Annotated in this window: 13 protein-coding genes; 2 read left to right on the forward strand and 11 right to left on the reverse strand. The window is 48.9% G+C overall.

Annotation, left to right across the window (positions count from 1 at the left end):
• Nucleotides 1-110: 110 nt before the first annotated feature.
• Together Q8M98_03090 and Q8M98_03095 are read right to left on the reverse strand one after the other, a co-directional pair.
• Nucleotides 111-479, reverse strand: coding sequence for a hypothetical protein (locus tag Q8M98_03090; protein ID MDP3113740.1), 369 nt, complete (start codon nt 477-479; stop codon nt 111-113).
• On the reverse strand, nt 476-775 hold the full coding sequence (locus Q8M98_03095) for a hypothetical protein (protein ID MDP3113741.1): 300 nt from the start codon (nt 773-775) through the stop codon (nt 476-478). Before Q8M98_03095 ends, Q8M98_03090 begins: the two co-directional genes overlap by 4 nt.
• 365 nt (nt 776-1,140) lie before the next feature.
• Between Q8M98_03095 and Q8M98_03100 the strand changes: the two genes are divergently transcribed.
• Both Q8M98_03100 and Q8M98_03105 read left to right on the forward strand, forming a co-directional pair.
• Nucleotides 1,141-1,308 carry a hypothetical protein gene (locus Q8M98_03100; GenBank protein MDP3113742.1) on the forward strand — a complete coding sequence of 56 codons (168 nt, stop codon included), beginning with the start codon at nt 1,141-1,143 and terminating at the stop codon, nt 1,306-1,308.
• 92 nt (nt 1,309-1,400) lie between these two features.
• Nucleotides 1,401-2,153 carry a GNAT family N-acetyltransferase gene (locus Q8M98_03105; protein ID MDP3113743.1) on the forward strand — a complete coding sequence of 251 codons (753 nt, stop codon included), beginning with the start codon at nt 1,401-1,403 and terminating at the stop codon, nt 2,151-2,153.
• A gap of 73 nt (nt 2,154-2,226) precedes the next feature.
• Here Q8M98_03105 and Q8M98_03110 read toward each other — a convergent pair whose 3' ends face one another.
• The 9 genes from Q8M98_03110 to Q8M98_03150 form a co-directional block, all read right to left on the reverse strand.
• Nucleotides 2,227-2,904: a hemolysin III family protein gene (locus tag Q8M98_03110; protein ID MDP3113744.1), complete on the reverse strand. Its 678-nt coding sequence runs from the start codon at nt 2,902-2,904 to the stop codon at nt 2,227-2,229.
• Nucleotides 2,888-3,457, reverse strand: coding sequence for a nicotinate (nicotinamide) nucleotide adenylyltransferase (gene nadD / locus Q8M98_03115; GenBank protein MDP3113745.1), 570 nt, complete (start codon nt 3,455-3,457; stop codon nt 2,888-2,890). The genes Q8M98_03110 and nadD overlap by 17 nt, the downstream gene beginning before the upstream one ends.
• 27 nt (nt 3,458-3,484) lie before the next feature.
• Nucleotides 3,485-4,207 (reverse strand): outer membrane protein assembly factor BamD, encoded by a 723-nt coding sequence (bamD, locus tag Q8M98_03120; GenBank protein ID MDP3113746.1) that lies wholly within the window; start codon nt 4,205-4,207, stop codon nt 3,485-3,487.
• A gap of 20 nt (nt 4,208-4,227) precedes the next feature.
• Nucleotides 4,228-4,821: a hypothetical protein gene (locus tag Q8M98_03125; protein MDP3113747.1), complete on the reverse strand. Its 594-nt coding sequence runs from the start codon at nt 4,819-4,821 to the stop codon at nt 4,228-4,230.
• Nucleotides 4,822-4,824: 3 nt separating this feature from the next.
• Complete coding sequence (ybgF, locus tag Q8M98_03130) at nt 4,825-6,321, reverse strand: tol-pal system protein YbgF (GenBank protein ID MDP3113748.1); 1,497 nt, start codon at nt 6,319-6,321, stop codon at nt 4,825-4,827.
• Nucleotides 6,322-6,349: 28 nt separating this feature from the next.
• Nucleotides 6,350-7,765, reverse strand: coding sequence for an aminopeptidase (locus Q8M98_03135; GenBank protein MDP3113749.1), 1,416 nt, complete (start codon nt 7,763-7,765; stop codon nt 6,350-6,352).
• Nucleotides 7,766-7,782: 17 nt separating this feature from the next.
• Nucleotides 7,783-8,265, reverse strand: coding sequence for a transcription elongation factor GreA (gene greA, locus Q8M98_03140; GenBank protein ID MDP3113750.1), 483 nt, complete (start codon nt 8,263-8,265; stop codon nt 7,783-7,785).
• A complete protein-coding gene (locus Q8M98_03145; protein MDP3113751.1) occupies nt 8,262-9,071 on the reverse strand; it encodes a hypothetical protein in 810 nt (269 codons plus the stop codon). The genes greA and Q8M98_03145 overlap by 4 nt, the downstream gene beginning before the upstream one ends.
• A gap of 73 nt (nt 9,072-9,144) precedes the next feature.
• The gene (locus Q8M98_03150; GenBank protein ID MDP3113752.1) at nt 9,145-12,342 is read right to left on the reverse strand and encodes a DEAD/DEAH box helicase; all 3,198 of its coding nucleotides are present in this window, start codon (nt 12,340-12,342) and stop codon (nt 9,145-9,147) included.
• Nucleotides 12,343-13,073: the final 731 nt, after the last annotated feature.

The raw sequence follows: 13,073 nt of genomic DNA on the forward strand, positions 1-13,073 counted from the left end.
AACATGAATCCCAGAAAATCCAGGCGCTGAAGCTGTCAATATATATTTTTCCTGCAAAGCCCTGATTTTGGACACTAATTGGCTATTTTCCGAAACTCAAATACTATTTTTCAATGAGTTACGATTCCAAAATGACTAAAAACACATTTTTCATGCAAAACTTGGGCTAAGGGAGCATCCCCTTGCTGAACGATAGTGGTTATATGCGATTCTGACACCTTTGTCCCCAATATTCTGAGCGCTTTGCCACTCTGCCTTGGGCTGATGGCAAAGCTTCCAAAGTTTCCGGCGACTACAGTAATTTGGGTGTTCCCGGGAATGCTATGGGCCATAGAGATCGCGTCCTGGATATTCAGCTTGTTTGTATATGACAGAGGTTGAGACGGATCGACGGTTAAGAAGTTATTGTAAACGATTCCGATGCAGAATATCGGTATAAACAATAGGAAGGCGACTATAATTACTTTCATTGTTTTCATTTGACTCTCCTATTTAATATTAGAGTTGAGTCCATTAAAAAGCAATAAACACTTTGTTGATACACTCCGTTTGACAATCCCACCGTAAAAGTGTTCTTCTCGTTGTTGCCGTAACGGGTTTGGATTTGCCACAGAACACTGGCAAATGTTTGTGCTCCGCCGGGCAATAGGATATAATCATAAGACTTAGGTTGAGATTGATTATCATCCCAGACAGCCTCGCTATCTTGAATGCCGAATAAACCAACCGCTGCTATAAGCAAAATAGCCGCAATTATCAGTAGTTGCTTAATCATGGGGGGGGGTAATATTGTCTAATATATGTTTACTGTTCATGTTAAACTCCTGTTCTTATTTGGTTTGGGTTCTGCTGAAGGTAGCGGCTCTGTTTTTTTAAGATCATCACTCACGATATGTCAATTACATCTCGTGCTCACGAAAAATCAGAGCAATCCGGTTTCGAAACCATCGTCATTCTTTGCAGAAATATCTGCGCATAGTCCATTCATCATTTGCCAAAACCTCCTTCGGAAACCGCTTTCCCTTGTAAAACAAAAGCGACATTTCCATCGAATTAATTTACCAAAAACTTCTTATTTGGATGATAACTATTTCCACAATAGCTGTCAAGATAATTGTTCGACCACTTCACAAAATCTCCTTGAAAGATGCTTACTACAAAGCTCTGCAGAAAGCCGGGATCTACCGATCATCCAATCTCCATAAAGACATAGCGTTCGCTTTCAAACAGCTCGGATTTGCAGAATTCGCCAAGACGGATGGATTCGGATGTTTTGTTGAAAGCATCATGTTTTTTGCGAACGACTGAGATATCATGCGTTTTTTTTATTGACTGAATCCACCCGATTATATTCTTATTGTTTCATTGAAATATATGTCCAATAAGGAGACCTTATGACTATGCCTTTCATCCTCCAAAGGCTCATAGACACCGAGTTGCAATTTGCCAAACGTTTCACCAATTGCGTGCCCAAGGACTTTGGTTTGATCTATTGGAACGAGGGAAACAAGGAATCGCACGACAGTAATCATGCCATTATTTCGGATTTTATCGGCGTCGGTTCCAGCATCAAGGAGATCCTCAGTTTCTACAAAGCCAAGGGCATCAATCCGCGCTTGTATCCCGCCTTCAAGGAAAACGAGCTGGAAGTTCTCACCCCTCTGCTTGAAACCAATAGTTTCACGATCGAACAGCATGGCAACCAGTTCTTTCTGCATGAAAAAGACAGCAGCATCACTCCGGTGCACGGCATCCGCTTTGAACGCCTCAAAACGATCACGCCCGAGCTGAGAGAATTTGTGCTTTCGGACAAACAGGGCGAATGGGCGATCAAGGTCTTGGAGCGCCATCTCAGCCACCCCAATTATCATCTCTTGGCTGGATTCGCCAATGACGCACTCGTCACCCTCGCTTCAGTCAATATCTTTGTGGGTTATTCCCGCGTGGACGACGTCTATACTCATCATTTCTATCGCGGAAAAGGCTATTCCAGCGCCTTGATAAACTATGTGTTGCACTACCACAAAGAACGCAGCGACAACTATTTATACCTCTATTCCGCCATCCCGGAAGCGATCAAGGTCTATGGCAAAGCCGGCTTCGTTCCCATCGCTCAAAACCTCAAATTCTGGACGGCATATAAGGAATTGTAATGGATGGTGAACAGGTGAACGGGTGAGCAGGTGAACTGCAGAGTTGGCTCATCGGGTCACCCACAAACATCTCTCATCTCACCAAAGTCAGCATCCCAAAGAAATGACAGATGCTGCCGCCGAGGACAAAGAGGTGCCAGACGGCGTGATGATAGGGCATTTTCTTGTAGGCGTAGAAGATAACTCCAAAGGTATAGGACAGACCACCAAGCAGCATCCAGGTCAAAAGAGCCGGTGGAACGTGTTGGCGGAGGGGATTGATGGCGATGACGATCATCCATCCCATGGCGATATAGATGACGATGGAGAGGATTCTGATCTTGCCGAGGGCAAAGATTTTCAGGTTGATACCGGCAATCGCGAGTGTCCAGATGATGCCAAAGAGTGTCCAGCCCCAGGCTCCGCGCATGGTGCCAATCGTGACGGGAGTATAAGTGCCCGCGATCAAAAGAAAGATGGAGGAATGATCCATGATGCGGAAAAAGCGTTTGATCCTGGGTTGGGGGAAGGCGTGATAGAGCGTCGATGCCGTGTATAGAGCGATCATCGTGGCGCCGTAGATGCTGAAGGAGACGATTTTCCAAGCATCGCTTTGCCTTGCTGCGAAGACCACGAGAATGACCAAGGCGGCGATCGAAAGTCCGACGCCACTGCCATGGATGACGCAATTGGCGATTTCCTCACCGAGGGTTTGTTTCGCGCTCAGGGGGATGCGGTCGAGGAATTTGGAGTCCTTAGCTTTTTTTGCCATATATTCTCATCACTTGATCGATTATTTGGGGAGGAACATAGCCATCCAGAGATTCGCCGGATAAAGCTCTGCGGCGAACTTCCGAGGAGGAAACACCGGACAAGGGAATCTGCAAAATCTGGGCTTTGATCATTGCCAGCATCGATGGATCGGGGGGGAAATCCGGACGCGGGATGACCAGAAACAGGACGTTGTCCTTCAGCCACTGAAAATCATACCAATCTACGAGCGAGACCAGGTTGTCCGTGCCGATTACAAAGCAGAATTTAGTTTCGGGATGATTTTGATGGAGTTTTTTCATCAAATCGGCAGTGAAACCTGTGCTGCCGCCATCCTCGTCCCAAGCCTCCATTCCCTTTTGCAGGCAGGATTTGATCATACGCAGGCGTGTATCAAAATCGGCATTGATGGAGGCGGATTTGAAATGATGCCGACGCACCGGCATAAATATCACACGCGCTATATCCGTGCAACTCAGGATTTGTCCGGCGATGTGCAGATGCCCCAGATGGATGGGATCGAAGCTGCCACCCAATATCGCGTAATATCCCATCAGAGCTTCCGGCACAAATGGATTCCCCTATTTGAAGCGCTTTAGCAGTTTTTTGGTCTCTTTTGAGCCGGGGTATTTGTTTTGCAGGGTTTGAAAGCTGGTTCGTGCTGCGCCATGGTTATTTTGTTTCAGATGCAAAAGCGCGGAATAGTAGAGGGATTGGCGGTCGAGGCTATCCGTGTTTCCCAAATTGACCACTTCGTCAAAATACATCAGCGCGGCGCTGTAATCCTTCATCTTGAAATAGATATAGCCGTTTCGATAGCGTTTTTCGATCAACTTATACTGCGCCTTGCGGATCTGGGATAGGGCTTCCTGAAAGCGCTCGTCGTTTGGATATTTGCTGATGAAAGTGCGAAAAGCCTCGATGCCGGCGAGCGTTTCGGTCTGATCATATTCGGAACTGTGGGATTCCTGCAAGTAGCAAAGTCCGATCTTGAAAAAGGCGGTTCGGACATCCTGATGTTGTGGAAAAGCGTCGGTAAATTCCAAATAGGCGATCCTGGCATCGGCAAACTTGTTGATCTTGAAATAGCTATCGGCTTGGCGCATAAGGGCATAGGCGGTTGAAACAGTGGTGCGCTCGAAATATACGTCGCCATAGAGTTCGGCGGCACGGGCAAACTTTTTGTTGGCAAACAGCTCATCCGCCAAAGCCAGTTTCTCCTGTCCGGTCATGATACTGCGATTCTTTGCACAGCCTGCGATCAGGAGCAGGATGACGATGGTGATCAGAATGTAATGTCGCATGGATAATATCCTCAAGTTCATTATTCGGTAGTCCAAAGTAGATAGATGATCGAAGCCAGGGCGGCGGTGGCGAGCATCGGTTCAAACCACTTGATGCCGGAGACGGAATACTCGCTTTCGGGGGAGAATTTGGGTCGGATGCTATAGGTGGAAATCTTTTGCAGCCGGAAGGACGGCAGGCTGATCTGCCTGATGTTGAAGACATAGAGCGGCTTACGCTCATTACGGTAGGACAGGAAGTTTTTTCGTTCCACCGTTTGCCACTGCAATTCCATCTGCACTTGCACGAGGGAAGCGGAGGAAAGGTAAAAAGGCTTCAGGTCAATGCTTTGCTGTTCCTCAGGTCGATCCGTGGTGGAGGTCAAAGCCGGCAAATGGATGTTTGCCCCGCTCTCACGAACGTCGGCGCCTTTCTCCAAAAGGATGCGGCGGATATTCGTTTCCAGGGCGGAGCTCCATTCACCGGCTCGGACTTCCAGAAACATGGGTTCTCGCAGATCCATCCTCGCCGCCAGTTCAATGCTGAGATCGCCAAGCTCCACATGGCTCAGACGTGCATTGGCGTTAGCGCAAAAAAACGTGGCAAGCAGTATCAGGAACAGGAGCTTTTGCATCGATTAATTAGCGGTGAGCCGCAGGTATTTATCGACGATATCCATTCTGCCGTAATCGGGATAATTTGCCTTGAGCTGTGAAAGCTGGTTGTTGGCGGAATAGTTGTCTTTGAGTTGATAGTAGCAAAGGCCGATCTTGAGCTTGGCATCGGCGCTCTTGGAGTGTGCCGGATATTGGTTGGCGACGCGTTGGAATTCGCGCAGCGCCTTGTCAAAATTGCCGGCGGCATAATAGTTTTCGCCGATCCAATAATAGGCGTTGGCGGTGAGATCGTGATCCGGATAGGTTAGCACAAAATCCTCGAACATGACGATGGATTTCTCATGGTTCTTCTTGTTATACAGAGCCAGAGCAGCCTGATAGGAGGAATTGACGGCAAGATTACGTTTTCTCAGAGCGGCGGCTTTTTCTTTGACGATCACAGCTTCGAGATCAGTGGTGACGCCCACGATTTGCGTGTTGACGGATTCCACCCGTCTGCGCATGGATTCAAGATCGCCGCGAACTGCTGTGGTGGTATCTTTGCTTTCGGATTTGATGAGTTTGATTTCAATCTGGATGATGTCCAGCTTGTCATTGATGTCGGCAAGCATGATATCTCTTTCCTCGCGCTCGATTTCGAGATAATAATCCATGTCCATCTCGACTTCGCTCATGCGGTTGCTGAGGATCTCCATGTAATCCTGTCTGGTCTCGGATTCGGCGATGATCTTTTCGGTCAGTCCGGCTTCGAGATCGATCAGTTGTTGATTCAAGCCGGTTTGGGCAGTGGCTCTCATTTCGGGATCGTCCATGGAAGCGAAATCTTTGCCCTGCATGCCATAAACCATAGCCCGGAGGTCATTCAGATCAGCCTGGAACTTGCTGCTCAGATAGTCGAGCCTTTCGATGTTTTTTGGGGTCAGTTTATCGCCGTCGAAGGCAGCAACGCTTTTTGTTTCCTTGATTTCCGCAAGGTATTCGCCGTAGGCATCAAAGTTGTGATCGGTATCCTCGATCAGAAAATCCAGCTCTTCCCTCAATTCGGCATAGGCTTTGGCATTGTCGGCAGAAGCCTTTTCCAGAGCGGCAAGCGTGGCTCTGAGATCGGTATCTCCAAGCTTGGGAAGGGTGGCAGGCTCGGTGCTGCCGGCGATTCGTAATTCTGCGATGCGTTTTTCCAGATTGTCATTAAAATCGCCAAGTTCGGTCAGCACGGTTCTGAAGGATGCCAATTCGCTCAGTAGAAACAGCAGGTCGGCGTTTTGGTCGTCAATCTGCTTCTGCAATACGGCGAGAGTCTGCACTTCGTTTGTGATGCCGATCAGCTTCACGCTTAGGCTTTCGATGTTCTTTCTTTCGGATAGGATTTCCTTGCGCAGGACTTCCAGCTCGGTGTCCTGTGTGTTTTGACGGGTCTCCAGCATGCTGATCTTATCCCGATCCGCATTCAGCGATTTGTTGCTGACACAGCCTGCGACAAGTATAATCGCACACATAGCCAATAATACTCTTTTCATGTTACGCTCCTTATGTATGGGGTATAGTTTACTTACTGATTACAAAAGATTTATATGCAGTGTAGGTGGAATACAAATCCGCCTTGCTGCACATTTCATATAGCGAATGCATCCCCATCAAGCCGGTGCCGCAATCGAGCACTTCGGCTCCCAGATTGGCAAGGATAAAGGCAATGGTGCCACCGCCGCCTTCATCGACCTTGCCGAGCGATCCCATTTGCCAGAATACTCCGGCGTCGTTGAAGATACGGATGACCTTGGCGGTGAATTCGGCATTGGCATCGTTGCAGCTATATTTTCCACCGGTGCCGGTGAATTTGGAGATACCGATGCCGTGGTTGAAGAGCACCGCGTTTTGGCGTTCGTGCACACTTGGATAGTTGGGATCGATCGCCGCGGTAACGTCTCCTGAAAGGATTTCGGAGCTCATAAAGACGCGGCGCAGATTGCTGCTGCTGTCGGATTCGCCATTTTGGCGAAGGAGTGATGCCACAAAATCCTGGATGAAGATGGAGTGCGCACCCGTGTTGCCCTGGCTGCCGACCTCTTCCTTATCGGCGAAATAGACGATCATCGTGTATTCCGGCTTGGCATCGAGGTTTGCGAGCATTGCAGTCAACGCAGCGTAGGCACAAATGCGGTCGTCCTGTCCATAGCCAACCACCATGCTGGCATCGAATCCGGCATCGCGGGCTTTGTTAGCTGGGAGGAGCTCCAGTTCTGCGGAGATGAAATCGCTCTCGGTGATGCCGTATTTATCGTTCAAAAGCTTGAGCGCGTAAGCTTTGGCAGCTTCCTTTTCCTCGCTGCCGGGAGCGCACATGCCGCTGAAGACGAGATTCATCCTGGAAGCGTCTATGGCATCCGCCAAGTTCTTGGCATATTGTTCCTTTTTAGCAAGATGGGGCAAGAGATCCGGGATGATGAAGACAGGCTCATCATCGCTTTCGCCAAAGCTGATGTGGATGGTGCTGCCATCGGCTTTCACGACAAAACCGTGCAAAGCAAGGGGAGTAGAAACCCATTGATATTTCTTGATGCCGCCATAATAATGCGTCCTCATGCAAGCCATGCTACTGGGGCAATCTTCATAGAGGGGATTTTGTTTCAGATCGACTCTGGGGGTATCGATGTGCGCGGCGACCATGCGAAAGCCTTCGGATACCGGTTTTGAACCGATAACCGCCATGGCGATGGTCTTGTTGCGGAAAATGCTATAGACCCTTTTGCCGCCTGTTTTAGCGGGCAGGGCTTGGAACTTGTGTTTTTTCAGAAGCCCTTCAGTATAGACGATTGTCTCGCGCACTGTCTTGGCTTCATTGAGAAAGTCCTTGTATGCCGTTGCATAATCAAATGCCGCGGCTATTGAAACCGCTCCGGCATCCTTCCAAAAGTTTTTGCGCTCATAAGCAAGCACGCTTTTCTTGGTTTCTTTCTTCTTCATTCATGCTCCAGATTTATCTAATTTATTTGATCTATTTTTAAGTATCGTTCGCCCATGGGAGCTTTGACGATGGCGGTCTCACCAGGCTTTTTACCCAGCAGCGCTTTGCCGATGGGAGAAAGAACGGAAACCGCCTGAATGCCCGGTTCGTCAAAGAAATTAAGCTCGTCCACGCCCAACACCTGAAACGAGGTTTGCTCGCCGGTCTGATCGTCGATGGTGAGGCAGATGCTGCCAAAACGGATCGCGTCCTTGGGCAGGGAATCCGGGTTCACCACTTTGAGTCTCGAAGCGCGGCGGCGCAGACCGTCGATCTCGGTATCAATTGCGCGTTGTCTTTCACGGGCTGCTTTGTATTCGGCATTTTCGCTGAGATCGCCAAATTCGCGGGCGATGGCGATGGCTTTTATCACTTCCGGGCGTTCCGCCATCAGGGTATTGATCCGCCGCTGGATCTTTTCCATGCCGTTTGCAGTGATAAAGAGGCTCAAATCCATCATTTACCCTTCTTCTTCAGAAGCAAGCGATGTGCGGTGAGAGCGGCTTTTTTGAGCCTGGCGTTTCCGCTTTTCGTCCAGTTTTCCACGATCGGTTCCAGCTCCGGATGATAGTCCTGGATCGAGGCGCAGAGCACTTCCACGGTTTGGGGATCGCGGCTGCTTTGATATTCGCGGTAGATATCCAGATAGATGCTTTCATCCAGCCTGGCAACCACTTTGAGCAGATTGACGTGGTTTATCTGACAGTCCCCCAAGGGATAGATCCATTGGTTGACAAAGTGGTTCACGATCTCTTTGGTGAGCTCTGGGAGTTTCTTGATCAGCTTGATGAGCAGGCTCATCGCTTGTTTGCGGAGTCCCTCAGAGCCTTTTTCAACCCATTTATAGACTACGCTGAGATAATTTTCCGGGTGTTTGCGCAGCAGCGGCAGCATGATCTTCTCCATCATCGAAGCCATTTCCGCAGAACTGGCGCTCTGCATTGCGCTTTCCACGACGGGGATATAGACGGCGGGTTTCTTGGAAATGATCTTTGCCATGATATGGATGAAGGCGGTCTTGCCATAATCACCTTTCTTTGCCCAAAGTGAATTGTAAAAAGGAATGTATTTCTCGTGATTTTTGCCCAGTTTGGTGATTATACTCCCGGCAACATGGACGATCACATCGTGGGGAACCTTACCATTAATCCGTTCAGGATATGCGTTGAAGATGATTTCAAAGTCAAAATCATTCTTCGGCAGCTTGTTTATCAGATAATCGTCCGCATCCTTGTTCAGTCTCTCTTTCCAGTCAATGGTAAGCATCTATCTCTCCCTTGGTAATTTCTTTTTTAGCAGATTACCAAACGCCGGCAAAGGGGAAAACTGTCAAGTGAAATTATCGGTAATCAAAAAGCGAACTGACCTCGTCAAAACTGAGCGAATTAAGCATTTGCTGACCCTCGGACATCACCGCCTCAAACATATCGAGCTTGCCTTTTTGCAGCTCCATGATCTTCTCTTCGACCGTGCCTTTGGAGATCAAACGAAAGACCTGCACTTTTCTTGTCTGTCCGATGCGGTGAGTGCGATCGATAGCCTGGTTTTCCACCATCGGATTCCACCAGGGATCAAAGAGGATCACCGTGTCCGCAGAAGTGAGATTCAGCCCCGTTCCGCCGGTTTTGAGACTGATCAGAAACAGGCGTTTGGCGGGATCGGATTCAAAATCGTTCACTACCTGCATGCGGTTTTTGGTTTGTCCGTCCAAGTAAGAATAAGCGATTCCGAGATCGTCAAAGACCTTTTTCGCAATCTTGAGCATTTGCACAAACTGACTGAATACCAATACCTTGTGTCCGCTATCGATGGAATCCTGCACCAGCTCCACCAATTGTTCGAGTTTGGCGCTGGCTGCGAGTTCCGGCAATATGTCGTTATTGGCAAGATGGGGATGATTGCAGACCTGGCGCAGCTTCGTAAGCGCTGCCAGGATATGGATATAGTTCAGTGGTTGTCCTTCACTGGCGGGGAAGAGCTTTTGCCGCACCATCTCCAATATCTGCAGATAGAGCTTTTCCTGGATCGGATTGAGCTTGCACCAGGAAACCTGTTCCTGCTTGTCCGGCAATTCCAGAAGCACCTCTTTCTTGACGCGTCTCAGGATGAAGGGCGAGACACTGCGGTGCAGCCTGGCAACGCTTTGTTCAGGGTTTTCCGGGCTGAGGTAATCCTGTTTGAAACGGTTCAGTGTCCCCAGGTATCCCGGCATGAGAAAATCGAAGATCGACCACAATTCGGTGAGATTATTTTCCACCGGAGTGCCGGAAAGCGCCATCCGATGCGCGGATTTGAGCTTTTTGATGGCATTGGTGCGCTGGGCGGAGACGTTTTTGATATTCTGTGCCTCGTCCAATACGATCCACTCAAATTCGATATCGCGCAGCAAGGCAACGTCGTTTAGCACAACGCTGTAGGAGATGATCAGCAGTTTCACGTTGGGATTGTTCAGCATCTCTCTTCTGGTCTCCTTGCCGCCTTCGACGATGAGATAAGGGATATTGGTATGAAACTTTTCGATCTCCGCAGCCCAGTTGTATAAAAGGGTTTTGGGGCAAATCAGCAGGCTCATTTTGCTGCTCTGGCTGCTGAGGATCACGGCAAGCGACTGGATCGTCTTGCCCAAGCCCATCTCGTCTGCGAGGATTCCATTCAAGTGATAGTGCTGCAACATCTTCAGCCATGCGTATCCGGTTTTCTGATATCCCCTCAAGACCGTTTGCAGATACTGCGGCAAGGGTTCGGTGCGATCCAAATGCCTACGCACGAGATCCTTGGATACGTGGTTCAACCAATCGTCCCCGAGGAATCTGAAACCCGTGTTTTCCTGCATAAGTTTCTGATAATATGGCAGATTGAGCATCCGGGCACGATAGACGCCGTCCGCTTTGCGTTCGCTCTGCGCGAGCAGGCGTTCCACTTCGTCAAAAGCCTCGCGGTTTTCCACGAAGACGATCTTTCCGTCCACCGTGTGGATAAATTCGTCCTTGGAACGGAAAAAGCGTTTCAATTCATCGTGCGTGAAGCTGAAATCCCGGTATTTATAGCTGATGTCATACTCAAACCATTCGATCTCATCGGAGCGCCGGGCGCTGATCTCCACTTGCAAAGGCACTTTGTGAATAAATTCACGATTGAGCGCGGGGTCGATCTCGATGTCCCAGTCTTTTTCACCCATTTCGAATACTTTTTGGCGCAGTTCCGCCAAAGCACTATCTCCCTCAAAAACAAGCTGGGAAAATTCTCCGATGCGGTCATGCGAAGCGCCGGGCAGGCTTTTGACCAGAATCCTGACCTTGTCAAAAACATCGGGCGGCAGATAGAACCATGCATTGCCGCTTTCTGCTCCTCGAGTGTAATCGCTTTTGATCAAAGGAGTCTGGAAGCGCACCACAGAAAGCGGGATCTCGATCTCGCCTAAGTAGCTGAGCTTTCCCTCCAAGAGGATTCTATGATCCATCTGCTTTATTTTCAATTTGATCCGCGGTGGCTCGCTGATGATATATGGCAGTTCGATCGAGTTGTCGATATCCAGATAGATGTCGTGTTTGCGCAGCTCGTTATAGACGACGGTGCGATAATAGACAAGTTCGCGGGAATTGATGATCAGGGACGAACTCATCAGTTTTTCGATCACTTCGCCACGGAAGGGAAGATACACAGGGCGCACTTGATTGCGGAAAAAAAGCCAGCTGGGGTAGCCCGAATAGCAGATGGAAAGCTCTTCCACGATCACCGGATAGACGATATAATCCTTCCTGCCCCTCGCTTCGATCCTCAGACTGAGGGGATAGACGGTGGAAAATATCTGCAATATCTCACCGCTCTCGCGAACGCGAAACCGCTCTCCCAGATTCATCATCAAGCCCAAAGCGGCGGCAAAATCCTTTTTGTAGATGGAATAAAACCTGCCCTTGGCACTGTAGGCGGAGCGGTGAATGTGTAAAAACTGCAAAAACCTGATTTCGTTGTCGCTGAAAACGCCCAGATTGGCTTGATAGTCTTCAATCTTGGTAGCGGAAACACTCGCCGGTATTTCGTCAAGGGAGATTCTGATCAAAAGTGGGAGCTCGATCGGGTCAAACTCGCCATGATAGAATCTGATCTTGTCCAGAACGGGATTATAGATCCCTTCCAGTTCGAAACGGGCGGCATGCACGGTGTTTTGCCAGCTTTCATTTGCCCGCAGATCGTTTCCATCGCAGGTTTCGATCACCGGAGCGGAAAAGATCTCCGTCTTGAGATGATGATAGCTGTAGCGCAAAATGGATAGATAATGACGGCAATCCTCCGCGTCCTTGCATTCGGAACAAGTGTGGCTGATAACTCTTTCACCGACTTTGTCATAGACGATATCCACCCGGGCGGAGAAATAGTCCCTTTTGTCCGTAACCGCAAAAAAATGCAGGTTGAATCTGCCCTGTTCGTCCACGGATTTCCAAAACTCCAAATCCCCGTCCGCCAATGCGATAACCGCATGGTTGAAGTACCATGACGCCGATTTATCGTGGTAATCCTTGCTAAAGAGTCGCGCCATTTATCCTCGCTACTAAAATAATCGGTTCATGTGCATCAGCGAGCCCGATTTTGTCAACTTATTTCCGCTCTATTTTCGATTTATGTTCATCGCTACTATCGCCGACGGGGACGTCGGCGCTCCATGATTATGGATTTACCGACGTCCCCGTCGGTTCATGTCCGTAGGATCGGCTACAGATTTGTAGATGGTTTGTGAATCGGCTACAGATTTGTAGATGGTTTGTGGATCGGTTACAGATTTGCAGATGTGTCATGTTCATCGCTACTATCGCCGACGGGGACGTCGGCGTTCCATGAGAAGGCGTTCCATGATTATGGATTTACCGACGTCCCCGTCGGTTCATGTCCGCAGCTCCTCCTCAAACCCATTTCCGCATAATGCAACAATCTCTTATACAGTTATTATGTTGATATGCCATAAAACCGTGACTACATTCGCCCTCATCTGTCAGTGCGACATCTCACTGGAGGCTAATGAACTTGTGTTTATGACATTTCACTGTGGAAACTGTATGAGTGCGCCAAATTGCACCAAACTACTCCTTGAATTGCTCCACTTGAATGCTCCTTTAAAAGATCATTTGCAAGTACAATGTGTCACCCAAAGTTTCAAATGCGTATCACCTGTCACAGTGGTCTTAAGGCTTTGATTGGTGGAGAGATATATAGGACTGGCTATGGAAACTGTCACAGTGCCTTTTGGACGTTTCTGGACGTCTTTGTGTCACC

This window comes from Candidatus Cloacimonadaceae bacterium, from assembly GCA_030693415.1.
GTDB lineage: Bacteria > Cloacimonadota > Cloacimonadia > Cloacimonadales > Cloacimonadaceae > JAUYAR01.

What these genes read in the sequence shown, in the direction of transcription:
- bamD (MDP3113746.1), bottom strand. Translation starts at nt 4,207, where the DNA reads ATGCGACATTACATTCTGATCACCATCGTCATCCTGCTCCTGATCGCA.
- ybgF (MDP3113748.1), bottom strand. Translation starts at nt 6,321, where the DNA reads ATGAAAAGAGTATTATTGGCTATGTGTGCGATTATACTTGTCGCAGGC.
- Q8M98_03125 (MDP3113747.1), bottom strand. Translation starts at nt 4,821, where the DNA reads ATGCAAAAGCTCCTGTTCCTGATACTGCTTGCCACGTTTTTTTGCGCT.
- Q8M98_03105 (MDP3113743.1), top strand. Translation starts at nt 1,401, where the DNA reads ATGCCTTTCATCCTCCAAAGGCTCATAGACACCGAGTTGCAATTTGCC.
- Q8M98_03150 (MDP3113752.1), bottom strand. Translation starts at nt 12,342, where the DNA reads ATGGCGCGACTCTTTAGCAAGGATTACCACGATAAATCGGCGTCATGG.
- Q8M98_03135 (MDP3113749.1), bottom strand. Translation starts at nt 7,765, where the DNA reads ATGAAGAAGAAAGAAACCAAGAAAAGCGTGCTTGCTTATGAGCGCAAA.
- greA (MDP3113750.1), bottom strand. Translation starts at nt 8,265, where the DNA reads ATGATGGATTTGAGCCTCTTTATCACTGCAAACGGCATGGAAAAGATC.
- Q8M98_03095 (MDP3113741.1), bottom strand. Translation starts at nt 775, where the DNA reads ATGATTAAGCAACTACTGATAATTGCGGCTATTTTGCTTATAGCAGCG.
- Q8M98_03090 (MDP3113740.1), bottom strand. Translation starts at nt 479, where the DNA reads ATGAAAACAATGAAAGTAATTATAGTCGCCTTCCTATTGTTTATACCG.
- Q8M98_03145 (MDP3113751.1), bottom strand. Translation starts at nt 9,071, where the DNA reads ATGCTTACCATTGACTGGAAAGAGAGACTGAACAAGGATGCGGACGAT.
- Q8M98_03110 (MDP3113744.1), bottom strand. Translation starts at nt 2,904, where the DNA reads ATGGCAAAAAAAGCTAAGGACTCCAAATTCCTCGACCGCATCCCCCTG.
- nadD (MDP3113745.1), bottom strand. Translation starts at nt 3,457, where the DNA reads ATGGGATATTACGCGATATTGGGTGGCAGCTTCGATCCCATCCATCTG.